General features: G+C 66.5%; 22 protein-coding genes and 1 tRNA gene. 14 read left to right on the forward strand and 9 right to left on the reverse strand.

All coding sequences use genetic code 11. The annotated features are described in order from the left end of the window. Positions 1-53: 53 nt before the first annotated feature. The 9 genes from RWH43_RS15230 (at position 54) to RWH43_RS15270 (ending at position 8,887) form a co-directional block, all read left to right on the forward strand. Positions 54-812: an SDR family oxidoreductase gene (locus RWH43_RS15230; RefSeq protein ID WP_230705384.1), complete on the forward strand. Its 759-nt coding sequence runs from the start codon at positions 54-56 to the stop codon at positions 810-812. Between the two features lie 136 nt (positions 813-948). Next, positions 949-1,968 carry a permuted SH3 domain-containing protein gene (locus RWH43_RS15235; RefSeq protein ID WP_144834000.1) on the forward strand — a complete coding sequence of 340 codons (1,020 nt, stop codon included), beginning with the start codon at positions 949-951 and terminating at the stop codon, positions 1,966-1,968. Then, positions 1,965-2,783: an ABC transporter ATP-binding protein gene (locus tag RWH43_RS15240; protein ID WP_144833998.1), complete on the forward strand. Its 819-nt coding sequence runs from the start codon at positions 1,965-1,967 to the stop codon at positions 2,781-2,783. The genes RWH43_RS15235 and RWH43_RS15240 overlap by 4 nt, the downstream gene beginning before the upstream one ends. Further along, positions 2,783-4,072, forward strand: coding sequence for an ABC transporter permease (locus RWH43_RS15245; protein ID WP_316001867.1), 1,290 nt, complete (start codon positions 2,783-2,785; stop codon positions 4,070-4,072). Before RWH43_RS15240 ends, RWH43_RS15245 begins: the two co-directional genes overlap by 1 nt. A 157-nt stretch (positions 4,073-4,229) precedes the next feature. After that, complete coding sequence (locus tag RWH43_RS15250) at positions 4,230-4,973, forward strand: ABC transporter ATP-binding protein (RefSeq protein WP_144834321.1); 744 nt, start codon at positions 4,230-4,232, stop codon at positions 4,971-4,973. After that, positions 4,955-6,541 (forward strand): hypothetical protein, encoded by a 1,587-nt coding sequence (locus tag RWH43_RS15255; RefSeq protein ID WP_316001868.1) that lies wholly within the window; start codon positions 4,955-4,957, stop codon positions 6,539-6,541. The genes RWH43_RS15250 and RWH43_RS15255 overlap by 19 nt, the downstream gene beginning before the upstream one ends. A gap of 81 nt (positions 6,542-6,622) precedes the next feature. Beyond that, positions 6,623-7,051, forward strand: a complete 429-nt coding sequence (locus RWH43_RS15260) for a VOC family protein (RefSeq protein ID WP_316001869.1) — start codon at positions 6,623-6,625, stop codon at positions 7,049-7,051. Positions 7,052-7,252: 201 nt separating this feature from the next. Then, positions 7,253-7,888, forward strand: a complete 636-nt coding sequence (locus RWH43_RS15265) for a DedA family protein (RefSeq protein ID WP_316001916.1) — start codon at positions 7,253-7,255, stop codon at positions 7,886-7,888. Positions 7,889-7,939: 51 nt separating this feature from the next. Then, positions 7,940-8,887: a LysR family transcriptional regulator gene (locus RWH43_RS15270; RefSeq protein WP_316001870.1), complete on the forward strand. Its 948-nt coding sequence runs from the start codon at positions 7,940-7,942 to the stop codon at positions 8,885-8,887. A gap of 449 nt (positions 8,888-9,336) precedes the next feature. Here the strand turns inward: RWH43_RS15270 and RWH43_RS15275 are convergent, their stop codons facing one another. The 4 genes from RWH43_RS15275 to RWH43_RS15290 all read right to left on the reverse strand — a co-directional run bounded on the left by RWH43_RS15275 (position 9,337) and on the right by RWH43_RS15290 (position 16,264). Beyond that, the gene (locus tag RWH43_RS15275; RefSeq protein ID WP_316001871.1) at positions 9,337-10,818 is read right to left on the reverse strand and encodes a DUF8370 family protein; all 1,482 of its coding nucleotides are present in this window, start codon (positions 10,816-10,818) and stop codon (positions 9,337-9,339) included. Between the two features lie 39 nt (positions 10,819-10,857). Continuing rightward, positions 10,858-12,072: a hypothetical protein gene (locus RWH43_RS15280; RefSeq protein ID WP_316001872.1), complete on the reverse strand. Its 1,215-nt coding sequence runs from the start codon at positions 12,070-12,072 to the stop codon at positions 10,858-10,860. A 503-nt stretch (positions 12,073-12,575) separates the two neighbouring features. Next, the gene (locus RWH43_RS15285; RefSeq protein ID WP_316001873.1) at positions 12,576-14,222 is read right to left on the reverse strand and encodes a UvrD-helicase domain-containing protein; all 1,647 of its coding nucleotides are present in this window, start codon (positions 14,220-14,222) and stop codon (positions 12,576-12,578) included. After that, positions 14,201-16,264, reverse strand: a complete 2,064-nt coding sequence (locus RWH43_RS15290) for an ATP-dependent nuclease (protein ID WP_316001917.1) — start codon at positions 16,262-16,264, stop codon at positions 14,201-14,203. The genes RWH43_RS15285 and RWH43_RS15290 overlap by 22 nt, the downstream gene beginning before the upstream one ends. Positions 16,265-16,641: 377 nt before the next feature. Between RWH43_RS15290 and RWH43_RS17660 the strand changes: the two genes are divergently transcribed. Both RWH43_RS17660 and RWH43_RS15295 read left to right on the forward strand, forming a co-directional pair. Then, entirely contained in the window at positions 16,642-17,034 is a 393-nt protein-coding gene (locus RWH43_RS17660; protein ID WP_437127397.1) for a helix-turn-helix domain-containing protein, read from the forward strand. Continuing rightward, a complete protein-coding gene (locus RWH43_RS15295; RefSeq protein ID WP_316001874.1) occupies positions 16,988-17,512 on the forward strand; it encodes a LysR family transcriptional regulator substrate-binding protein in 525 nt (174 codons plus the stop codon). The genes RWH43_RS17660 and RWH43_RS15295 overlap by 47 nt, the downstream gene beginning before the upstream one ends. A 54-nt stretch (positions 17,513-17,566) precedes the next feature. Here RWH43_RS15295 and RWH43_RS15300 read toward each other — a convergent pair. From RWH43_RS15300 to galU, 4 genes are all read right to left on the reverse strand, one after another. Next, a tRNA-Ala gene (locus RWH43_RS15300) sits at positions 17,567-17,639 on the reverse strand. Between the two features lie 157 nt (positions 17,640-17,796). Beyond that, entirely contained in the window at positions 17,797-18,861 is a 1,065-nt protein-coding gene (locus RWH43_RS15305; protein WP_144833990.1) for a large exoprotein, read from the reverse strand. Positions 18,862-18,960: 99 nt separating this feature from the next. Beyond that, positions 18,961-19,584 (reverse strand): GNAT family N-acetyltransferase, encoded by a 624-nt coding sequence (locus RWH43_RS15310; RefSeq protein WP_144833988.1) that lies wholly within the window; start codon positions 19,582-19,584, stop codon positions 18,961-18,963. 14 nt (positions 19,585-19,598) lie between these two features. Further along, positions 19,599-20,492 (reverse strand): UTP--glucose-1-phosphate uridylyltransferase GalU, encoded by an 894-nt coding sequence (gene galU / locus RWH43_RS15315; protein WP_144833987.1) that lies wholly within the window; start codon positions 20,490-20,492, stop codon positions 19,599-19,601. A 62-nt stretch (positions 20,493-20,554) separates the two neighbouring features. Between galU and RWH43_RS15320 the strand changes: the two genes are divergently transcribed. From RWH43_RS15320 to mscL, 3 genes are read left to right on the forward strand one after another with little or no spacing between them, the layout of a single operon-like run. Further along, positions 20,555-21,151, forward strand: coding sequence for a 5-formyltetrahydrofolate cyclo-ligase (locus RWH43_RS15320; protein ID WP_144833985.1), 597 nt, complete (start codon positions 20,555-20,557; stop codon positions 21,149-21,151). Between the two features lie 17 nt (positions 21,152-21,168). After that, positions 21,169-21,438: an FmdB family zinc ribbon protein gene (locus tag RWH43_RS15325; protein ID WP_144833983.1), complete on the forward strand. Its 270-nt coding sequence runs from the start codon at positions 21,169-21,171 to the stop codon at positions 21,436-21,438. Between the two features lie 34 nt (positions 21,439-21,472). After that, the gene (gene mscL / locus RWH43_RS15330; RefSeq protein ID WP_316001875.1) at positions 21,473-21,895 is read left to right on the forward strand and encodes a large conductance mechanosensitive channel protein MscL; all 423 of its coding nucleotides are present in this window, start codon (positions 21,473-21,475) and stop codon (positions 21,893-21,895) included. A gap of 68 nt (positions 21,896-21,963) precedes the next feature. On the opposite strand, the gene RWH43_RS15335 is transcribed toward mscL, so the two are convergent. Continuing rightward, positions 21,964-22,197: a hypothetical protein gene (locus tag RWH43_RS15335; RefSeq protein WP_144833979.1), complete on the reverse strand. Its 234-nt coding sequence runs from the start codon at positions 22,195-22,197 to the stop codon at positions 21,964-21,966. Between the last annotated feature and the right edge of the window lie 146 nt (positions 22,198-22,343).

The following is a 22,343-nucleotide window of genomic DNA, read 5'->3' on the forward strand; positions in this document are numbered from 1 at the left end:
CCCCCGATCCACGAGGCCTGGATGCCCCGGGGCCGACGCCGAACACTGGGAGCATGCACATCACCGGAAACACCGTCTTCATCCCCGGCGCCACGAGCGGTATCGGTCTCGCCCTCGCCGAGCGCCTGCACTCCGCGGGCAACACCGTCATCGTCGGCGGTCGCCGAGCGGAACTGCTCACCGAGATCGCCGCGACGCACCCCGGCATCGACACCGTCCGCATCGACACGGCCGACGAGGACTCGATCCGCGGGGCCGTCGACGACGTGCTCGAGCGCCACCCGAACCTGAACGTGCTCGTCACGATGGCGGGCGTCATGCGGGTCGAGGACTGGACGCAGGGCCCCGCCGTGCTTGCGACGGCCGAGGAGACCGTCGTGACCAACGTGCTCGGCCCCCTGCGTCTGATCGCGCACCTGCTCCCCCACCTGCAGGCGCAGACGGATGCCACGATCATGACCGTGTCGTCGGGTCTGGCGTTCGTGCCCCTGCGCGCCACCCCCACCTACAACGCGACGAAGGCGGCCGTGCATCTGTTCAGCGAGTCGCTCCGTCTGCAGCTCGAGGGCACGAGCGTGTCGGTGATCGAGCTCGAGCCGCCGTCGGTCGCCACCGACCTGCTACCGGGCCAGCGCGAGAGCTCGTTCGCCATGGATTTGGATGAATTCGCGGACGAAGTGTTCGACATCCTGCGCGACCAGCCCGACGCGACCGAGGTGCAGGTGAGCCGGGTCGGCTTCCTCCGACACGCCGAGGCCGAGGGGCGTTACGCCGAGACGGTGCGCCGGTTGAACGCCGCCGATCCGCACTGACAGGGCGGCCGGCGCCCTCGTGCGCGATACATCGGCGATATCGGCCGCCCCCTAGGGTGAGGAACGTTCGACGACGATTCCATTCCGGGGGGGTTTCATGGGGATCGCACGCACGTGGGTCTTTCCGATTCTGCGCATGCTTCTGGTCGCCATCGTGGCGGCCGCACTCATCAAGTTGGCGTTCTTCCCCGACCGGCCGGTCGACGACTCGCCGGCCATGCCGACGGGGAGCATCGTCGAACCGCGAGCGGTCGCCACCCTCGGCACGATCACGAACGACGTGGTGATCAAGGCCACCGTCGCCGCCGACGCCGCCGTGCCGATGAAGGTGACCGCCACCGGCACGGTCAACCGCATCTTCGTCGCGCAGGGCGCCGCCGTGGCCGCGGGCGACGTCGTCTTCGACGTCAAGGTGCCCATCGAGCGCGACCCCGCCGACAGCGTCGACGCCGAGGGCAAGGCCAAGCCCGCGATCTTCCGCTACGCCGACGTCACCGCGCCCGCCGCCGGCACGCTGAGCTCGCTGTCGGTCATCGCCGGGCAGGAGGTCGCGATCGGCGCGAGCGCCGGCACGGTCGCGCCGCCGACCTTCTCGGTCTCGGGCTCGCTCGAGCCCGCGCAGCAGTACCGCCTGCTGAACCGTCCGACCGACGCGACGGTGACCATCACCGGTGGCCCCGCCGCATTCACCTGCACCGGGCTGCGCATCACGACTCCCCTCGCCGGAAGCACCGGCGAGAGCCCCTCCGGCGGGGCGGGCGAGGCCTCGAGCACGGGCGGAGCGGGCAGTAGCGGCGGTGGCTCCGGCACGACCGCCACCTGCAGCGTGCCGGGCGACGTGACGGTGTTCGCCGGGCTCGCGGCCGAGATGACGATCGCTGGCGGTCGCGCCGAGAACGTGCTCCTCGTGCCCACCACCGCGGTGCGCGGAGCCGCGCAGAGCGGCACCGTGTGGGTCACCACCGCCGACGGCGCCACCGAAGAGCGCGCGGTCGCACTCGGGCTCACCGACGGCACGCAGGTGCAGGTCACCGACGGCCTCACCGAGGGCGAGGAGCTCCTCGAGTTCGCGCCGGGCGCGATGGCCGTACCCGACGACGGGTGCACCGTGTACCCCGACGGCTCGATGTTCTGCCAACAGGCGCCCGCGTCGTGAGCCTGCTCGAGCTGCGCGAGGTCACCCGCACGGTGATCCCGCAGGATCAGCCCGCGCTGACCATCCTCAACGGCATCGACCTCACCATCGAGCCGGGCGACCACGTGTCGATCGTCGGCCGCTCGGGCTCGGGCAAGTCGACCCTGCTCAACATGCTGGGGCTGCTCGATCTGCCCACCAGCGGCGAGATCACCTTCGACGACCGGCCCGTGCGCAGTTACAGCTCGGCCGCTCGCGACAGGTTGCGCGGGGCCGGGATCGGCTTCGTCTTCCAGCAGTTCAACCTGCTGCCCGGGCGCACGGCCCTTGAGAACGTCACCATGCCGTTGTTGTACTCGTCGGGGCGCACCTTCTGGCGGCGCAAGAAGATCGCCGCCGAGATGCTCGAGCTCGTCGGGCTCGAGCACCGGCTGTCGAGCCTGCCCGACCGCCTGTCCGGTGGCGAGCAGCAACGCGTGGCCATCGCCCGCTCGCTCGTGCGCGGACCCCGGCTGATCCTCGCCGACGAACCCACCGGCGCGCTCGACCTCGACACCGGTCAGAGCGTCATGGAGCTGATCGACGAGGTGGCGACCCGCACCGGTGCCGCCCAGGTCACCATCACCCACGACCCGACCATCGCGCGCCGCGCCCGCCGGCACTTCCGGCTCGACCGCGGAGTGCTCACCGCGGTCGACGATCCCTCGCTCGAACCGCTGACCCGTCGCGACCGGCGTGAGATGGCCCCCGCCGACGATGACCCGGCTGTCCTCGCCGCGCGGGGGTTCGGCGCGGACCCGACCGAGGATGCCGCCCTCGAGCGAGGAGACGCCTGATGCGCGCGCTCACCTCCCTCGTCGGCGCGATGCTCGAGGCGTGGCAGGAGGTCCGCGTGCACCGCATGCGCGTGCTCCTCTCGCTGGTGGGAGTCGCCGTCGCCGTGTGCTCGCTCACCACCGTCGTCGCCCTGGGGGCGATCGTGCAGCAGTCCACGCAGGAGCAGAACGAGCGCATGTCGGGGCGTCCGGCGACGCTGAACGTCTCGGCGTACCGCACCGATGGAGCGACTCCGGATGCCGCAGCCACCGACGCCGCGTGGCGCAGCATCGTCGAGCGGTACCAGGTGACGTACGCGACGCGCATGCTCAGCACCTCGCAGCTCGTGCCGTTCGCCGACGGAGCGATCCAGGTCGGAACCCAGGCCGTCGATCAGCCCTACGGCGAGATGCACCGCGTGCAGATGGCGGAGGGCGAGTGGTTCACGGCCGACGACGCCGCGCAGCTCGCGCCGCGATTGATCGTGAACGAGGTGTTCTGGCACCGCATGGGCGACCCACCGCTCGAGTCGCACCCGGTGGTCGCCCTCGGCGGGCAGGGCGTGCCGGGAGCGGCATCCGGAATCTCCGCCGGAGGCGTGACCGCCGTGGTGGTGGGCGTCACCCCGTCGCCGAACTGGGAGTCCGAGCCCTCGATGTTCATGCTCGCCGACCACCTGCAGGCGATGCATGACGCCACCGCCGGCGAGCGCGGATCCGCGCCTGTCGCGTTCGACCCCTACGGCGGCGGCGGGCAGACGCAGTACGAGATGTGGGTGCCGCCCGAGCTCGCCGATCAGCTCACCCCGCTCATCGAACGCGATCTCGCCGCTGCCCTGGGCGACGGGGTCGAGGTCAGCGTCAACCGCCAGGACTGGGGCACGTGGGAGGGCGATCCGCTCCTGGTGACCAAGATGGTCGTCATCGGCATCGCAGTGCTCGTCCTGCTGCTCGGAGCCCTCGGCCTGGTCAACATCGCCCTCGTCACCGTGAAGCAGCGCGTGCGCGAGATCGGAATCCGCCGCAGTTTCGGCGCGACAGCGGGCCGGGTGTTCTTCGCCGTGATGATGGAGAGCGTGGTCGCCACCGTCGTCGCCGGTGCCGCGGGCGTGGCCGTGTCGATCATCGTGGTGCAGTCCCCGTGGCTGCGCGACGTCATCGGGCAGGGCATGGTCAGCGACTTCCCGCCGTTCCCGATCGACGCCGCCGTGATCGGTCTGATCGCCGCGACCGTCGTCGGAGCGATCGCGGGTCTGCTGCCCGCGCTGGTCGCGGTCCGCGTGAAGGTGATCGATGCGATCCGGTACTGAGAACGCAGCGAGCGGACGAGTCGGGCACGAACGCTGGGTGGCGGCGCCCGCGCGCCGCTAGGTTCGAGGCGTGACCGACATTCCTCGCGACGTCCCCCCGCCGTCCGCCCTGCCCGATGCGGTCGCTCCCCCGACCTCCGACGACTCGCTGCCCGCGATGCAGATCACCGGCCTCGTGAAGCGGTTCGGTCAGAAGACCGCCGTCGCCGGGCTCGACCTCGAGGTGCCCTCCGGCTCGTTCTACGGGCTGGTCGGCCCCAACGGCGCCGGCAAGACGACCACGCTGTCGATGGCGACGGGCCTGCTGCGCCCCGACGCGGGGGCCGTCCGCATCCACGGCGTCGACGTGTGGACGCAGCCGGTCGAGGCGAAGAGACTCATCGGCAACCTCGCCGACGGCGTGCGGCTGTTCGATCGCCTCACGGGCGAGCAGTTGGTCACCTACACCGGCATGATGTTCGGTCTCGCGCGCGAAGACGTCGCCGCGCGCACCGCCGACCTGCTGCGCATCATGGACCTGCAGGAGGCGGCGGGCACGCCCGTGGTCGACTACTCGGCCGGTATGACCAAGAAGGTCGCCCTCGCGTGCGCCCTCGTGCACGCGCCGCGTCTGCTCGTGCTCGACGAGCCGTTCGAATCGGTCGACCCGGTGTCGGCGGCGAACATCGAGGACATCCTGCGCGGTTACACCGCGTCGGGTGGCACGGTCATCGTCTCGAGCCACTCCATGGACCTCGTGCAGCGCATGTGCGACCACGTCGCCGTCATCGCGCAGGGCCGCCTCCTGGCATCCGGAACCGTCGACCAGGTACGCGCGGGCCAGACCCTCCAGGACCGCTTCGTCGAGCTCGTCGGCGGCCGGCACCACGCGGAGGGGCCGCAGTGGTTGCGACAGTCCTGAAGATCCGGTTCCGCGTCCTCGGCAACACCCTGACGCGGAGCCCCATGCAGCTCGTGGGCTTCACCTTCGGCGTGATCGGTGCGCTGTGGATGCTCGCCCTGGTCGCGATCGGCCTCTTCTTCGTCGGCACCCTCGACTTCGACATCGCCCGCGCGACCGTCACGGCCGCGGGAGCCGCGCTGCTGCTGGGGTGGGTGATCGGCCCGATCTTCGCGGCGGGGATCGACACCACCCTCGACCCGGCGAAACTCGCGCCCTTCCCGATGACCACGCGTCAGATGATGATCGCGATCACCGCGGGCGGGCTGACGGGTGTGCCGGGGATTGCGACGACCCTCGGCGTGCTCGCGACGTTCTTCGTGTGGGCCCGCCAGCCCGTCGCCGTGATCGCGGCGCTCGTGTGCGTGCCGCTGGGGCTGTTGACCTGCGTCGTCGCCTCGCGCGCCGTCGCCGCACTGGCCGGCGGACTCGGCGGAGGGCGACGCACGCGCGAGCTCATCGGACTGATCGGCTTCGTGCTGATCATCTTCGCCAGCCCTCTCGTCATCGGTCTCCTGAACGCCCTCGATGCCGCCAGCACCGGCGGAGTGAACCTGCAGGTGCTCGTCACCGGGATCTCCTGGACGCCCCTCGGCGCCGCGTGGGCCGTGCCCGGCGAGCTGGCCGCGGGCGCCTGGCTGACGGGGCTCGCCAAGTTCGTCATCGCCGTCGCCACCCTCGCGGTGCTGTGGCTGCTGTGGTCGCGGAGCCTGTCGGCATCCGTCATCGCTCCCCCGACGCGGTCGACGACCGCGCGCCGGTCGGGATCGCTCGGGCTGTTCGGCATCATGGCCTCGACTCCGGTGGGTGCCACCTGGGCGCGGTCGCTCACGTCGTGGACGCGCGACTTCCGCTATCTGCGGCAGTTGCTGCTGATCCCCTTCGCTCCCGTGCTCGTGCTCGTCTATTCGCGGGGCGATCTCGACGGACCGTTCTTCGCCGCCTCGGGCCTGCTGGTCGGGTTCTTCGCCGGGGTCCTGGCGTACACCGACATCTCGTACGACGGCACCGCCTTCGCGACCGTGCTCCAGACCGGTGTCCGCGGCCGCGCCGACCGCCTCGGGCGAATGCTGGGTGCCGCCTCGGTCGGCATCCCGCTCGTGATCGTCGTGGTCATCGCCACGGTGGGCCTGTCGAACCGCTGGGAGATGCTCCCGGGTGTGCTCGGCGCTGCTCTGGGGATGTCGCTCGTCGGATACGGCGTCAGCGCGGTGAGCTCGGCCCTGCTCGTCGTTCCCACCCCCGCGCCCGGGGATTCGCCGTTCAAGCGCGTTCCCGGATCGACGTTCACGATGTTCCTCGCGTTCTTCCTGTGCTGGGCGCTGGTCGCGGTGCTCTCGCTGCCGATGGTCGTCCCCGCGGCCATCGCGATGTTCACCGGATCCGGCACTGCCGGGTGGCTCGCCCTCGCGATCGGCCTCGTCTGGGGCGTGATCGTCTTCGCGATCGGCGTGCTCGTCGGCGGAAGGCTCTTCGACACCAGCGCCCCGCGCCTTCTCGCGCAACTGCGGACCTTCAAGGGGGCCTGAGGCATGCGGCATCCGCCCTTCCGTGCGCTTCCGAGCCGGGTCTAGGGTGAGGGCCACCGCCCGCCGCCGGAAGGATGCCGCATGTCCACCTCGCTCTCCGTCTACCTCTCGTTCGCCGGCGCCGCCCGCGAAGCGATGACCTTCTACGAATCTGTCTTCGGCGGTGAGCTCAAGATCAGCACGTTCGGCGACTTCGGCATGGCCGACGCCCCCGCCGATGGAGTGATGCACTCCGAACTGCGCGCCGACGGCTTCACCGTGATGGGAGCCGACGCCTTCGGCCAGCCCGCCGGCGGCTGGGGCGCGAACCGCGTGCACGCCGCGTTCATGAGCGACGAGCTCGACCGCGTGCGCGGCTTCTACGACCGCTTCGTCGAGCGGGGCGCCGAGGTCGTGCAGCCGCTCGAGAAGCAGGTGTGGGGCGACCTCTACGGCGAGGTGACCGACCCGTGGGGCGTGGCGTGGATGTTCAACATCGCGGCCCCCGGCGGCTGGGCCGAGAGCAACTGACCGACCATGGCGCTCTGCACGAGCGTGAGCGCGTGACAGATGCCGCCCCGCCGGCCGTTCACGTGCGCTTCGGCCTCTCGCCCCCGGATTCTTGGCGACTCCTTAGAGTGCGTGCGTTAGCGTCACCCCCGGCGCCTGCGAATCCGCGCGCGCCGGAGCGACTCGGGGAGCGAACCTGCCGTGAACATCCACTCCGTCGCCATGTCGACCGGGATCCTGCCCGACGCGGCGTCGATCCTCCACGCTTTCGGACCGTGGGTGCTCGGCGGCATCGCGCTGCTCATCTTCATCGAATCGGGCGTGCTGTTCCCGTTCCTCCCTGGCGACTCCCTGCTCGTCACCGCCGCGGTGCTGGCCGGTCCCCTCGGCATCCAGCCCTGGCAGGTGCTGCTGGTCGGCATCCCCGCCGCGATCCTGGGCGACCAGGTCGGATACTGGCTCGGTCGACGCTTCGGACGCCGCCTGTTCCGCGAGGGTGCCCGTGTACTGCGCCCCGAACGGCTGCACGACGCCGAGAACTTCTTCGCCCGTTACGGCGGCGGTTCCCTCGTGCTGGGCCGGTTCGTGCCGATCGTGCGGACGTACGTTCCGGTGGCAGCCGGCACAGCCCACATGCCCTACCGCCGGTTCGTGCTGTGGAACACCCTGGGTGCGACGCTCTGGGTGGTGGCCATGACCCTCATCGGTCTGCTCCTGGGCGGCATCCCGTTCATCGTCGACAACATCGACGTGCTGATGATCGTCATCGTGCTGGTCTCGGTCCTGCCGGTCGTCATCGCCGTCGTGCGCAAGACGATCGCGTCCCGTCGAGCCCGCGCGGCGACCGAGGCGGACTGACCCCGGCGCTCGCCCCCGGGTGCGGCGGTCACCCGAAGTTAGGATCGCGATATGGACGTGCCCATCCATGCGATCCGCTCCTTCTGCGTCCTGGCGGACGAACTGCACTTCGGGCGGGCCGCCGAGCGTCTGAGCATCACTCCCCCATCGCTCAGCCAGCAGATCAGCAAGCTCGAGCAGAAACTCGGCGTCAAGCTTTTCGAACGGACCCCGCGCAAGGTGGAGCTGACCGGCTACGGACGCGATCTTCTGCCCCTCGCTCGGCGACTGCGCGATGACCATGATCTGATCGTCACGTGGGGCAGGTCGGTGCAGCGCGACCTCGCGGCCCCGCACCTCCGCGTCGGCGTCGTCGCCGCAGGCGCGGGTGACCTCACCACCGCGGCCATCAGCACGACCCTGCAAAAGGTGCCGAACGCGCGCATCGAGATGCGGAGGCTGGGGTTCTTCGATGTGGCGGGCGACCTCGACGCAGGGCTCGTCGATGTGGTCTTCGCCCCGTGGCCCCTGCGGCTCGCCCCTCGCGTGCGCACCGAGCCGCTCTGGCGCGAACAGCGGGTGCTCGTCGTACCGCACGGACACCACCTGGCCGGGCGGGAGTCGATCTCGATCCTCGAGACGACGCACGAAACCTTCGTCGCCGCCAGCGGGGGTGCGCCCGAGGTGATGGACTGGTGGCTCGTCGACCCGCGGCCCGACGGCTCCCGTCCGCTGCGCGGCCCCACCGCCGACAGCATCGAAGGGCTGCTGGAGCTCGTCGCGGCCGGTGCCGGCGTGAACATCGCCGGGGAGTCGGCCACGCGGCGCTATCAGCGCGAAGAGCTCGCTTACGTGCCGATCGACGACATCGAGCCCGCCACCGTGGTGCTGTGCAGCCTCACCGACACGCGCAACCCGATGGTGCAGGTGTTCCGCGAGACGGCCTCGGAACTGACCCCCTCCTCAGCGGAACAGCGAATTCCGAATGAGGCACGCGCACAACAGCGCCGCACCCCGTGAGGGATGCGGCGCTGTGTTTTCGGTGGACCTACTGCACGCCTACTCCAAACATTGCGACGCCCACGCGATACCTGATCTGGTGCGGAAGTTCACGAGATCTTGGCGGCCTGCGCCCATGCCTGCGCGAGCGAAGACGGCGCGCCAACTCCGCCCTGCCGAGGTGGATGCCATGGTCACCTTTACCAAGAGCTCGGAAGCGTCGCCGACGTCGCGCGGGAGTTCGGCATCGCCCGCCAGACGGTGGGCGATGCACTTAGCCGCTCGTGGCATCAAAACCATCCGTCGGATGAGCGAGGCAGACATTGCGACCGCCGCGGAACTCTACCGAGACGGCCGCTCCGCCGCGAGGATCGGGCGGCAGCTTGGGTTCAACGCTCAGACCGTACTGACGGCGCTTCGGAGCGTTGGAGTGCCAATTCGGCCACGCACCGGCGCACTGTGAGGCCGATCTACGCCTTCGAGCCGGATGGCTTGTTATCTGCTCGAGCGTCGATGAGTACGATCGAGGGCTCCGCGGCGAGCTTGAGTTCGTTGAGGATCTTATAGACCGTTCGCTCCTCCTCGGCGGTGTAGTAGACGATGACCTTGACTGATGTCCGCGTGTCGTTCGCTCGCTCGTAGATCTCGACTTGGCGCTCCAGGTTGCGCTTCAGCGCTGTATTGCTCGCGAGCTTGACCTCGATCAGGGATTTGTCGATCGATCCCTTACTTACTTTGAAGTCGACGGGACCGCGACCATTGTTCACCTCACGGTTCACGTCGAACTCGCTCCCGAAGAAGATGAGGCCGAAGAAGAGCTGCACGTCGGACTCTCTAGAGAACGGCTTCTTCAGACCTGCCCGGTTCAAGAGTCTGTAGCCATCGGAGTGCTCGACATATCGTTTGAAGCCCTGCGCCCGCTCAAGCGCCTCGTCGTAGCTCGTCAGAGGTGCCGCATACAACGTGGTGTTCGTCGTGATCGCAGCGACGGCCTTCTGCACCATGTCGACAAGCAGGAGTTCGGTCTCCTCTCGGCGCTTGGCACTCAACCCGACGGCTTGGTCGCCGCGCTCCTCCTGCTGGCGGATGTAATAGTCGATGACCTCGGGGAACTCATGAACCGTTGCCTGCGCCGCCGCCGCGTACTCCCTCTCCGTGGGCTTCTTACTGAGCCGTGAATGAAGGTATTTGTTGACCTGAGCACGCAGTTGTGAGTCGTCTATTGCCTCCGCGATGTGGTGAAACCCACGGATCATGTCGGGACGGCTGATCCAGGTGTCATCGCGCGTCAGCAGATCCGCGGGGGTGAGCAGAACGTAGTCACCATGCAGGATCGGGAGCTCGTACTCTCTCGTTTCCCACGTCTCGGTCTGATAGTTGAAAGCGGCCCGAGTAACTGCGAACATCCCGCGCTGCTCCGCGCTCAGATGCAGGTGGGCAAACTCCTGCGTGTACTCAAGAAGGAAGCCCTTGATCAGGTTGGTCGTGAAGTCGCTGATGTTGTCTCGACCGACCCCGTCGGTGATGAGCGCGAGCTTCTCCAGGTGGCTCCCTTGCGTGATCTGCTCCGCTCCAAAGCTCCGAAGGATCGAGCCGAGCGAGTCGTGGAGCGCTGTCGCGAAGGCCTTTCCGAGTCCACTCCCGGCGTTGCCGAGCAGAGTGAAACCCAGCCAGTTCTGCTTCACCTCTTTGAACCGGTACCAACTGTCGATCAGGGCCGTATCAAGCTGACCGTCTGCCTTGTCACGAAGGAATGTGAGGTAGGTGACGATCGATTCGTGAAGTTCCTGGTAGCTCGCGTTCTTGCTGTTGAAAAGGAGGAAGGGGTCGATGAACAGGGGCAAATCGGAGACCACCGAAATGTCGAATGCCCCGTAGTCGGCGAGCGTCTGGGGCTCAACATCGAAGTACTGGGTGAAGTAGAGCGGAATCGATTCGCTGGGCTTCGTCATCCGTGGGCTCGCAAGTGTCCTCGTGACTTCAGCCTGGCACTACGCACTTGGTTTCCCACCCTTGGCGACTGCCCCACCGACCGTGAGCGCGAGTACTCCGACGGCAGCGGCGCTCACCGCAGCCTTTTGCCCAACTTCTTTACCGGCCGTGCGGCGCTGCTGTGGGTCGCGGAGCGCGTCTCTCCAAGGCGTTGTGGTGAGGGCCGCGCGCGTCAACTCGATACCCAATGGCGCGTGAAACTCATTGAGGAGGTCGGAGGTGGCGTTCAACGATCCGACCACCGATCGTGCAGCGCGGATGTGCAGAATGATGTTCTCATTCGCCACTCCGCCCGCGGCGTCCATCTGACCCATGAGGGCAACTGTCTCGTTGAGGATGTCTGTGCGTCGTTTGGTTCGCGCCGCACGAAGGCCCTCTCGGTGCCCCTCCAGGTTCTCCGGGGCAGTGGCAAGGACGTGGTCGAGTTCGATCACACGAAACTCGTCGTGGAGCTCGAAGCAGCGAGCAAGAACCGCGAGCTGGACCGGGACCTCCCGTTCGATCTCCCGCGTGAGCTTCTTGAGTTCTCCAGTGCCACGCTTGCCCTCAACCTTCGCGGCGAGCGAGCCGAGGGCAAGGAGCGCCTCTTCCTGCACGTCGAGAATCGCGGCTGACGCTCCGCTGACTTTGGCCCACAGCGTCATGGGATCTCCGTCGTGCGCACGGAGCAGCATGGCCTCCTCGATCTGAGCTGCGGCTCCCTTCATGCGTGCGAGCACGGCGTTGCGCTGATCTCGTCGCACGTCGTCGAGCTTGTCGTCGATCCTCAGCAGTAGCGCTTTGAGTTCCTTGGCCTCCGCTTGCTGCGCGAACTGGTTCATGAGTCCGCCGAGCCCTGACAGCACCGCGGGGTTGGTCAGAAGCGAGGCAGGGCCGTCTTGCACCTGCAACCACTTGAGCGATGTCTTGCCGGTCTCGCCCAGCATTGCGTGGCTGACGCCCTTCGTCTTGGTCTTCATGAGGCCGCCGGCCTCGTTGAGACGCTGCGCGGATTCCGGGGTGAGCTTGAGGTAAAGCGCGGATCGTTCGGCGATCTCGGCCGCCGCGTGCGCCGTATCTGCTGCACACTTCAAGAGCTTGATCAGTCTGACTAGGTCGAAGGGACTCGCCTGCGATGAGAGACCTGCCTTCTTGAGGAATCTCTCGATCGCACCCCGGTCGCCCATCACGACCACACCGTCGTCGTCGCCCGCCAATTCGATCTCGTCTGCCACGATGTCTCCCCCTCACCCGGTGCGCTAAACGTAGCAAGGCTCTGCGACGGGCGATTCGGCGGGCACGCCGGCTAGATCAAGGTGCAGCGCGTCGTGAGCGACTCGTGCTGCCCTCGGCACCGCATCGTGAATGAGTCCCGCCTTGGCACCACGCTTCATCTTTACCACCACGCTCACAGGATCTACGAGGAACTGGCTCCATGCGTTCCGTGTACGCGCGCTCGACGGCGGCGATTGTCGTCGCCGGGGAATGGTGAGACTCGGGGATGAACTAGAGCACGTACTGGAGCGCATCGCCGTCGAGTAGGAGCGCGTTCTCTTCCGTCACCGCGTAGCGGTGGAACGTCCCGAGGCGGGTCATCGAGCCACTCGCCGGGCTCCTTAAGCGTGAGCTCCCCATCCCGCCAACCCGATATGGCGACGTTGGCCTGGCGAGATGAGGTGGTTGTGGAGTGGAGGTCGCGACGCGGCGACGGGCACCTCCTGCGAACGACGCAGATGGGTTACGTGCTGATGGCCGTACTCGTACTGACGTTGAGCAGGGTCTTCAGGCCCGCAAGCTCCCCCGAACTCGAGCCCCCGAGCCAGAGCACTGCGAGTCCGTCCATCGCGCGCGAGAAGCACACGTACAGCAGTTTCTGTGACCGTTCGAAGCGACCAGAGTTCGAACGGTCGTCAGTGAACACTTGCCCGAACTTGTACATGTTCCATAGCGAGTCATCGACGATCACCAGCACGTTCTCGAACTCTGCGCCCTTCACGCCGTGCTTGGTTGAGAACGGAGTGAACTCATCGGCGTAGTCCAGGAAATTCCGGATCTGCGACCACGCGACGCCACGCACAGCGTCGTAGAAGACCTTCTTCTTCTCAAAGACGGAATCACCCTCTTCGGTAACTGACGACATCCGCTCCCGAAGTTGACGAATCTTCTTGGGTAACGGGATCAGAGGACTCGCGGCGACAAAGTCAACCACCTCGCCGACGTTCTTCGTTGAGAGGAGTTCCTTCAGGCCATTGATTTCAGTGGCGATCTCCGCCTTCTGAGACGCCGCCTTGAACTCGAACCCCGACTGTCCGAGCAAGTTAAGAAACACGCCGAATCGCCTGCTGTCGTAGCTGCCAACGAGGGCACCGATGTAGGTGAAGAACTCGCCAAACTCGTCGTCACGCTGCATGAGCTGCTCGGTTCCGAAGCTTCGCTTGCCGTACGCATCAACCAGACTCGTGAACCCGACCTCACGCGCGATTCCCTTGTGAGTCAGCATCAGCGTCTTCGTGTTCTCCCTCGTCCAGCCTGAGGGAGCGAGGTGGGTCATTGCCGCTTCGTAAACATCTGGGGATCCCGCACTCGCCGTCAGAAGGTGCACTAGCCCGGGCAGATTCTGACCAGCAGGAACCTGCTGAATGTCGGTTCGAAGCCGGTTCAAGACGTCGATGACTGCAATGGAGCATCGGTAGTTCTCGAGCTTGGTGACGAGACGGAGACCGTGCGTTCCGGCGACATCGCTGATCTTTGAGTCGTAGATCTGCTGCATCGTGTCGCCGAAGAAGCCGACGACCGGCTTCTGATCACTCTTCACGAAGTGATTCAGGAGGAGAGCAACCACGCTCTCGCTAGTGTCTTGGTACTCGTCGACAAATATGAATGGAAACCGATTCGCGGCGATACGAACGATCTTCGGGTACTTCGTGAAGAGCTCACCGGAAACCGTAAGAACGTCATCGTGCGAGAGCTCACCTCGGTCAAAGTGACGACCAAACTGCCCGTAGGTCACCGATTGCGTCGAAAGCAACGCATCGAGCCCCTCGATCGACTTCTTCGCCGTTGCGTTAATGGCAAGGATCTCGAGTCGAAGCTCACGCTGGAATGGGGAGACTACCTGCCAGAGAAACTCATGGATCGTACCCACGAGCGCAAGTGGATCCGCATTGAGACGGTGCGTGATCTCATCCTTGGCAACGTTCGTATAGGTGATGCAGACTACTTGCCGTCCGGTCTTGACCATCGACTCGCGCTCTTGCGCCAACACCAACTGCACGGTGTCAATGAGGGTACGCGTCTTTCCGGAACCTGCGCCTGCTTCCAGGACGAACGATTCCTTGTTGGCAAGCGCGTCGGCGATCTGTGCTAAGGCTTCTGGCTCAGCCATTCCAGCCCCTCCTTGATGTACAGAGGCGTGTTCCACCCCTGTAGCAGGGCGATGTCAAAAGCAAAGTCCGTCTTCTTCCCGATGTTGGTCGCCACAGTCCAGGAGTCCGCGACAAGTTCGCTGGTCGACTTCCGTGTGCCGTCCGGGTTCTGGAACGCGCGCTCGGTGCCGGCGAGGCGGGCTCCGGCGAGTAGCTCCGGATTCGCAAGAATGAATGCCTCTTCGAAACTTCTGCCGGCGCCAGCCTGAGGGTCATCAGGAACCTGATACGCAACGCGCACCCGGTTAGATGTCTTGCCAGCAGCATCGACGACCAAGAGCTCATCGATGGAATCCTTCGCCGGCAGCCACGCTTTGAGCGTTGGATTACTGGTCACCGTTCCGGAAGCTACCGGCGCCGCCTTTCGCTTGTCCGCAGGGTCCACGCTGTCGATATCGGTGATGATGAGCGTCTGAACATTCAGAAACTCGATGATGCTGCGGAACAGATGAGCGTACGCACCGCCCACCTCAATCACTGAAAGGTACTTGTGGGCGAGGTCTGGAGCAACGTTCTGGATCATCGTGGGCAGAAGGAGACGCTCAACGGCTCCCTCGATCAGCACGAGCTGATCAGCAAAGAACATGTCGCAGCGGTTCAGCACCATGTGCTGGCGGAGGAAGCGGAGCGTCTCGGGCCCGCCATCCTTCTTCTGTTCTCTCAGTTGGAAGGTCGAAAGATCACGCACCTGCATGGGCTTCTCAGAGTTGTCGAAGTATCTGATGCACTCGAACCCGCTCTCGGCCACAACATGCGACGAGTGAGTAGTGATGACGACTTGGACATTCCAGTCCGCCTTGGAACCGATGAAGCCACCGATACTCCGAACGAAGACATTCTGCATCTGCGGGTGAAGATGCGCCTCGGGCTCTTCAACAAAAATGAGCTGAATGGATGGTTCAGGAGTGCTGCGCTTGAGTTCCTCGTAGAATGAGATGAACTGGAGAATTGTGAAGATCAGCTTGGAGTAGCCGAGCCCGTTATGCGCCTCCGGCAATTGCTTCGTCTGACCGGCGTCACTGTAGTACAGCCGCGCATTATCGGTGAGCACTCGGACGCTTTCGAGTTGAGACACAACTGATAACACGGGAAGGCCCGGCATACTGCCGACGCCGAAAAGCTGAAGATCTACATAGATCGCCTTGAACAGTTCCTGGTACTGCTTGTCCAGATCCGCGCCAGCGCTCTCGAGCAGATCGTCGATGGCCTCCGCAACAGAGTTGTCTGTCTGATTCGAACGGAAGAAGCTCTCGAAGCCCTTCGAAAGATTCCGGGTGGCGTCCGAAGAAAGGTCGTCAATCTGGTTCTGCGCGTAAATGAACCTCACCGAGATCAGGCGAGACAACTCCACATCCGAAACGACACGGCGGTTACTCGGATCCTGAGCATCGATTGCTTCAATCGATGTCGTGGTCAGGCTTGAAAAGCGTTTGCGCAAAAATCGGTGGAGATCCATCGGCTTCCGGGCATCCTGCTCGCGGTACTCCTTAAACGTCGCCTCAGGGTCCCTAACCCGCAGCTGAAACACGAACGTCGCATCAGACCGATCCGGATCGAGATCCATGATGAATGGAGCGAGCGCCGAGATCACATCGTCGGCTGCGTACTCAACCGTGAGCGTCAACTCGATCGTAGGCAGGTCTTGCACTCGATCGCGCGCCTCCTCGACGGCATCTGAGTCGCCTGTTGCCTGCGCTGCGACCATCTCGTCATACGCAGCCAGGGCGGCATCGAAGCGATCATGCGCACTCAAAGACAAGTCGTCGAAACCGAACGGAGTGCGGTCTGCTCGCGTGAGCTTTCGGAAGATCTCGACGACCGACGTCTTGCCACTGTTGTTGCGTCCCACGATCATCGTGGTCGCGTCGTCAAGCGCAATCTCTGTATCCTCGAGTAACCGAAAGTTTCTGATGTGAACTTTTGTAGCTTTCATAAATCCCCCAGTGATACTGAGTATGACAGGTGTCTGCGACGGGGCCTCGTGTGAAAGAAGCAACATCATCGGTGTCGACGGCGCTCTGAAGCTGGACAGTAGCGGCGCGGTTGTTTCCAGTGACGATCGCAATGAGGACCATCCGAAAGGGGTTCTCGTATGTCGTCTTGTCGTGTTCGGAAGGGGCCGGGTCGTAGGCCGAAGTCATTGGCTCGGAAGTGGTTCATGGAGTTGCTTGCCGAGCGGTGGCCCTTGTCCGCGGCGGCGCGGGAGGTGGGCGTCAGCCGGTCTGCAGCGAACATCTGGAAGAACGGCACGACGGTCAGACGCAAGGATGGCACCGTCAAGATCGTGCCCCGCTTGAGCCGCTCTCTGTCCGCGTCATCTCGCCTCGGTTCCTTTCGGAAGAGGAGAGGGTTCTGATCGCCGATCTTGCATCGCGCGGCATGGGTCCCAGGGCGATCGCGAAGATACTCGGGAGGGCGCCATCTACGGTCAGTCGTGAACTGCGATGGAATCTGCGTTCGTCTGGGCAGTATCGACCGTTTCATGCACGCGCGACAACCGCGAGCCGCCGCCGTCTGACGCGACCACTGAAGCCGACCACCGACTCGATGCTGCCTTCGTACGTCGTCGCGCGGTTGGGAGAGCGGTGGAGTCCGCAACAGATCTCTCGAGCGCTGCGACGCGCGCATCCGGAGGAGCCCACACTGCGCGTGGCGACGGAGATGATCTATCGCCCCGCCACTGGCATCCTCAGGAAACCAGCGCCGTCGCCGTCGCGGACAGAGCGTGATCACCGACGTGGAGGGCGGCCTGATGGTCGGCCCTCACAGTGATCTTCGCGGCTCGCCCCTGCGGCTCGCCCCTCGCGTGCGCACCGAGCCGCTCTGGCGCGAACAGCGGGTGCTCGTCGTACCGCACGGACACCACCTGGCCGGGCGGGAGTCGATCTCGATCCTCGAGACGACGCACGAAACCTTCGTCGCCGCCAGCGGGGGTGCGCCCGAGGTGATGGACTGGTGGCTCGTCGACCCGCGCCCCGACGGCTCGCGCCCGCAGCGCGGGCCGACAGCCGACAGCATCGAGGGGCTACCGGAGCTCGTCGCGGTCGGCGCCGGGGTGAACATCGCCGGCGAATCGGCCTCGCGGCGCTACCAGCGCGAGGAGCTCGCCTACGTGCCGATCGACGACATCGAGCCCGCCACCGTGGTGCTGTGCAGCCTGTCCGACACCCTGAACCCGATGGTGCAGGTGTTCCACGAGGCAGCCCTGGAGCTGTCACCCATCGTCGGCGGGGCGAGGCATTCCGAGTGAGGCACACGCAGAACAGCGCCGCACCCCGTGAGAGATGCGGCGCTGTGTTTTCGGTGGACCTGAGGGGATTCGAACCCCTGACCTCCTCGATGCGAACGAGGCGCGCTACCAACTGCGCCACAGGCCCGGAAACCTCGTAAACACTATCACGACACCTCCCCGTCACCCGACGCGGGGCGCACCCCGGGCGCGCCGTGCATCGACGGATGAGGGCGACGGATGCCGCTGCGTCGGCGATGCCGTCGGCGGCGACGCCCCGCGGTCGGTGGCGTCGTCGGCGGGGCTTACTGGCCCGACGCGCGACGCTCGAGCAGACGACGCACGTGGTCGTCGATCTCGCCGTCGTCGACGTAGCCCATGGCCGCGTACTTCGACGGCACGGGAGCGGCGGCAGGCGTCTCGACCGGGCGAGCGGTCTCGATGGGCGTGGGGGCCTGAGTGGCCGCGATGTGGCGGGCCGCCTCTTCGCGAGCGGCTGCGCGCAGCGCCTCGCGGGCGACCTGCTCGTCGACGACGGCGGCTGCGCGTGAGCCGGCCGATGCGACCAGCGGACGCGGCAGTTCGCGCGGCGTCCAGGTCGGGCGCGGCTCGGGCAGGAGAGCGACGTCCTGCACCTCGGCCGCAGCGCGAGCCGTCGCCTCGACCGCGGGACGCACCTGGGTGCGGGCCGCGATCACGGACAGTCGGCGAAGCACGACGAGCGAGGCCAGCACGACGGTGACCCCGATGATCAGCACGACGGGGGCTGCTCCCGCGACGACCTGGATCGCACCGACGAGGGCGGCGACGACACCGACCAGCGCGGTCGCCGTCGTGGCCAGGCGGAAGCGACGGCGGGCACGCGCCCGGCGAGCCTCGGGACGGGCGACCGCCGCGGCGCGCTCCGCGTGGGCGCGCTCGAGGGCGGCGGCGCGCTCGGCGCGGGTCTTCTCGAGGGCTGCGGCGCGCTCGGCGCGGGCCACCTCGACCGCGGCGGCGCGCTCGGCGCGGGCGACGTCGAGAGCGGCGGCGCGCTGCTCCTTCACGACGTCACGATCGCGCGCGGTTTCGAGACGAGCGACCTCGAGGCGCGCTTTGGCGGCCGCGAGCTCGATCTGGGCTTTCTGCGCCTGCACCTGCCGCGCGAGCTTCTGCTGCTGGTGGGCGGTGCGGGTGGTGAGCTCGAGGTGCACCTCGCGCGGCGTCTCGGCCGTCTCGGCGAGCACGCGCAGCGCCTGATTGAGGCGGACGGCGTTGCGTTCGACCGAGGTGAACCGGTGTCGGCTCTGCCACGACGGAAGGAGGTACACCAGCCAGAGCGCGACGGCGACGAAGACGATCACGCCACCGCTGAGAACCTGCCCACCCATGGCATAAAGGTAGGCCACCGAGAGATCACACCTCGGCATCCCCCCGCGTGTCGTGCCCAGACTTCTGCACATGGGGCGCAAGCACCCCGGGGAGCGCGCTTAAATGCGGTCGGCGGGCGGAACGCGAGCGGCATCCGGGGGCACCTGGCCCCGCTGCCAGCGGTCGAGCACACCGTGCGGCACCTCTTCGCGCACCAGGGCGAACGCGTAGTGATCGCGCCAGTCGCCGTCGATGTGGATGTAGCGACGACGCAGGCCCTCGTACCGGAAGCCGAGCTTCTCGACCACACGCAGGCTCGCGTGGTTCTCGGGCCGGATGCAGATCTCGACGCGGTGCAGGTTGAGCTCGGTGAAGCACAGGTCGGTCGCCATCGCCACGCTCACCGTGGTGATGTTGCGGCCGGCGAACTCCTCGGCCACCCAGTAGCCGATCGTCGCCGAGCCCAGGGAACCGCGCGAGACGCCCCACACGTTCAGCTGTCCGGCGACGTCGTCGTCCCACGCCATCACGAGGGGGACGCCGACGCCGTCGCGGTACTGCTGCAGGAGGCGACGGATGCCGAGGCGCATGTCGAACGACACGGGGCCGTCGGGACTCGTCGCCTCCCACGGACGCAACCACGGACGATTGTCGATCAGCTGCTGCTGGAGGACGCGCGCGTCGCGATTGCGGATGAGACGGATCGACACCTGGCCGTGCCGCCTCGGAATCGAAAGATCCATTGCACCCCGCGGGGTCAGAGACCCTTGGCGAACTCCTTGAACCAAGGACGCAGCGCCGGGCCCAGGTCGTCGCGGTCGGCCGCGAGCTGGACGATCGCCTTGATGTAGTCGACCCGGTCGCCGGTGTCGTAGCGACGGCCGCGGAACACGACGCCGTAGACGCCGCCGCCGTCGCCGCCACCGGTGGCGAGCTCTTCGAGCGCGTCGGTCAGCTGGATCTCGCCGCCCTTGCCGGGCTCGGTGCGCTCGAGGATGTCGAACACGTCGGGGCCGAGCACGTAACGACCGATGATCGCGAGGTTCGAGGGGGCGTCTTCGGCCTTGGGCTTCTCGACGAGCTGCGTGACCTTGACGACGTCGTCTTCGTCGGTGGCCTCGACGGCGGCGACACCGTAGAGGTGGATGTGCTCGGGGTCGACTTCCATGAGGGCGATGACCGTGGCACCGCCGCGCTTGTCGTACTCCTCCATCATCTTGGTGAGCAGAGCGTCGCGCTCGTCGATGAGGTCGTCGCCCAGGAGGACGGCGAAGGGGTGGTCGCCGACGTGGCTGCGGGCGCGCAGCACCGCGTGGCCGAGGCCCTTGGGCTCGCCCTGACGCACCATGTGGATGTCGGCGAGGTCGGACGAGTGCTCGACCTTGGCGAGCTTGTCGCTGTCGCCCTTCTCGCGCAGCTTGGCCTCGAGCTCGGGCATCGAGTCGAAGTGGTTGGCGATGTTGTTCTTGTTGCGACCGATGATGATGAGCACATCGTCGATACCGGCCGAAGTGGCCTCTTCGACCACGTACTGGATGGCCGGCTTGTCGACGACCGGGAGCATCTCCTTCGGCATCGCCTTGGTGGCGGGAAGGAAGCGCGTACCGAGTCCGGCGGCCGGGATCACGGCCTTGAAGGGCTTATGAGGCATGGGCATACCTTATAGGCAGCCGGCGACACCGCCGTTACATGCGCGCACGTAGACTTACCGGCATGCCGGATCGCATCGAGCAGGCCAAGCGCGCACTGCGCGCCGATCTGCGCGAACGCCGCCAGACCGTTTCGGCGCACGCGCGCGAGGTGGCCGAGGCCGGCGTCAAAGAGCAGCTCGACGCCCTCGTCGATCGCCTCGGTGCGCGCAGCATCTCGTGCTTCCTGTCGACGCCCACCGAGCCCGGCACGCACGCCTTCGTCAGCGGGGCGGTGGCACGCGGCATCCGGGTGCTTCTTCCGATCACGCGCGAAGACGGCCTTCTCGACTGGAGCGTCGCGACGCCCGAGACCGAGATCACCGAGGGACTGTTCGGCCTGCCGGAACCTGTGGGCGACGTGCTCGGGCCCATCGCCGTCAACGACGTCGACCTGCTGGTGATCCCCGCCGCCGCCGTCGACCAGGGCGGCATGCGCCTCGGCTGGGGCCGCGGCTACTTCGACAAGACCCTCGGCTCGATGGAGAAGTGCCCGCCGGTGTACGCGGTCATCTTCGACTCCGAGCTCATCGACGACGTGCCCCGCGACGTGCACGACCAACCCGTCTCGGGCGTGGTCACCCCCACCCGCACGGTCAAGATCACCGCACGCACCCCCTGAATACCCGAAGGAACCCGATGCCCACCTACTCCTACGCCTGCAAGCAGTGCGGACACCGCTTCGACACCGTGCAGTCCTTCTCGGATGCCGCTCTCACCGAGTGCCCCGAGTGCGGCGGCGAGGTGCGCAAGCAGTACGGCTCGATCGGGGTGACCTTCAACGGTTCCGGGTTCTACCGCACCGACTCCCGCTCCTCCACCCCGAGCGGGTCCGGTAGCGGCTCGGGCGGTTCTTCGACATCATCGAAGTCGGAAACGAAGACGTCCGCCCCGTCCTCGGCCTCCTAGCCCCGGTCGGCGCGGCCAGAAGGGGAGCCTGCGCATGATCAAAGGATTCAAGGAGTTCATCCTCCGAGGCAATGTCATCGACCTCGCCGTCGCGGTGGTCATCGGCGCGGCGTTCACGGCGGTCGTCAACGCCATCGTCGCTGCGGTCATCACCCCGCTGATCGAGGTGTTCTACAAGCCTGCGGAGAACGGCGAGATCGGACCGTCGATCACGGGCATCTACGGGCAGGAAGTGGTCTTCCCCCTTCCCACCCTGCTCTCGGCGATTATCAGCTTCTTCGCCGTGGCGATCGTGGTCTACCTCGTGTTCGTCTACCCGATGAACCGGTGGAAGGCCATCGCCGCCGCTCGCGCCGGGGTGAACGAGCCCGCCACCGACGAGCCGAAGCTGCCCACCGAGCAGGAGCTGCTCGTGCAGATCCGCGATCTGCTGGAGCGCCAGAACGACAAGGCCTGACGGCCCGACGGAGCCCACGGCATCCGTGCCCCTCTCGAGAGACGGGCGGATGCCGTGGGCTTCGTCGTTCAGTAGTGCGGGGGCACCTCGCGCAGCATGCGCGCGTCGTTCGGCCCGGATGCCGCGGGGCGCGAGCCAGCACCTCTGGCGGGGTCGTCGGCGGGTGCCGGCTCGGCCGACGTGCCGGGTGCGGGCATCAGGCGTGCGCGGCGCGCGCCGCGCACGCGGACCACGGGCTGTCGGACGTCGTCCGCGCCCTGCGCCACCGAGGTCCCTGAGCCTGTCGAAGGGACCGGACTCATCGCTGCATCGGAGGCGTCGACGGGCTCAGCCGGGGACGACGGCGCAGCCGAGGTCCCTGAGCCTGTCGAAGGGACCGGACTCACGCGCCCGTCGTAAGTTCCGACAGCCTCAGCAGCCGAGGTCCCTGAGCCTGTCGAAGGGACCG

Source organism: Microbacterium algihabitans (assembly GCF_032464975.1).
Taxonomy (GTDB): Bacteria; Actinomycetota; Actinomycetes; order Actinomycetales; family Microbacteriaceae; genus Microbacterium; species Microbacterium algihabitans.

Excerpts from the sequence above, each read along its gene's own strand:
- RWH43_RS15230 (WP_230705384.1), top strand. The coding sequence starts at position 54 with ATGCACATCACCGGAAACACCGTCTTCATCCCCGGCGCCACGAGCGGT.
- RWH43_RS15235 (WP_144834000.1), top strand. The coding sequence starts at position 949 with ATGCTTCTGGTCGCCATCGTGGCGGCCGCACTCATCAAGTTGGCGTTC.
- RWH43_RS15245 (WP_316001867.1), top strand. The coding sequence starts at position 2,783 with ATGCGCGCGCTCACCTCCCTCGTCGGCGCGATGCTCGAGGCGTGGCAG.
- RWH43_RS15250 (WP_144834321.1), top strand. The coding sequence starts at position 4,230 with ATGCAGATCACCGGCCTCGTGAAGCGGTTCGGTCAGAAGACCGCCGTC.
- RWH43_RS15260 (WP_316001869.1), top strand. The coding sequence starts at position 6,623 with ATGTCCACCTCGCTCTCCGTCTACCTCTCGTTCGCCGGCGCCGCCCGC.
- RWH43_RS15265 (WP_316001916.1), top strand. The coding sequence starts at position 7,253 with ATGTCGACCGGGATCCTGCCCGACGCGGCGTCGATCCTCCACGCTTTC.
- RWH43_RS15270 (WP_316001870.1), top strand. The coding sequence starts at position 7,940 with ATGGACGTGCCCATCCATGCGATCCGCTCCTTCTGCGTCCTGGCGGAC.
- RWH43_RS15275 (WP_316001871.1), bottom strand. The coding sequence starts at position 10,818 with ATGACGAAGCCCAGCGAATCGATTCCGCTCTACTTCACCCAGTACTTC.
- RWH43_RS15285 (WP_316001873.1), bottom strand. The coding sequence starts at position 14,222 with ATGGCTGAGCCAGAAGCCTTAGCACAGATCGCCGACGCGCTTGCCAAC.
- RWH43_RS15290 (WP_316001917.1), bottom strand. The coding sequence starts at position 16,264 with ATGATGTTGCTTCTTTCACACGAGGCCCCGTCGCAGACACCTGTCATA.
- RWH43_RS17660 (WP_437127397.1), top strand. The coding sequence starts at position 16,642 with ATGGGTCCCAGGGCGATCGCGAAGATACTCGGGAGGGCGCCATCTACG.
- RWH43_RS15305 (WP_144833990.1), bottom strand. The coding sequence starts at position 18,861 with ATGGGTGGGCAGGTTCTCAGCGGTGGCGTGATCGTCTTCGTCGCCGTC.
- RWH43_RS15310 (WP_144833988.1), bottom strand. The coding sequence starts at position 19,584 with ATGGATCTTTCGATTCCGAGGCGGCACGGCCAGGTGTCGATCCGTCTC.
- galU (WP_144833987.1), bottom strand. The coding sequence starts at position 20,492 with ATGCCTCATAAGCCCTTCAAGGCCGTGATCCCGGCCGCCGGACTCGGT.
- RWH43_RS15320 (WP_144833985.1), top strand. The coding sequence starts at position 20,555 with ATGCCGGATCGCATCGAGCAGGCCAAGCGCGCACTGCGCGCCGATCTG.
- RWH43_RS15325 (WP_144833983.1), top strand. The coding sequence starts at position 21,169 with ATGCCCACCTACTCCTACGCCTGCAAGCAGTGCGGACACCGCTTCGAC.
- mscL (WP_316001875.1), top strand. The coding sequence starts at position 21,473 with ATGATCAAAGGATTCAAGGAGTTCATCCTCCGAGGCAATGTCATCGAC.
- RWH43_RS15335 (WP_144833979.1), bottom strand. The coding sequence starts at position 22,197 with ATGAGTCCGGTCCCTTCGACAGGCTCAGGGACCTCGGTGGCGCAGGGC.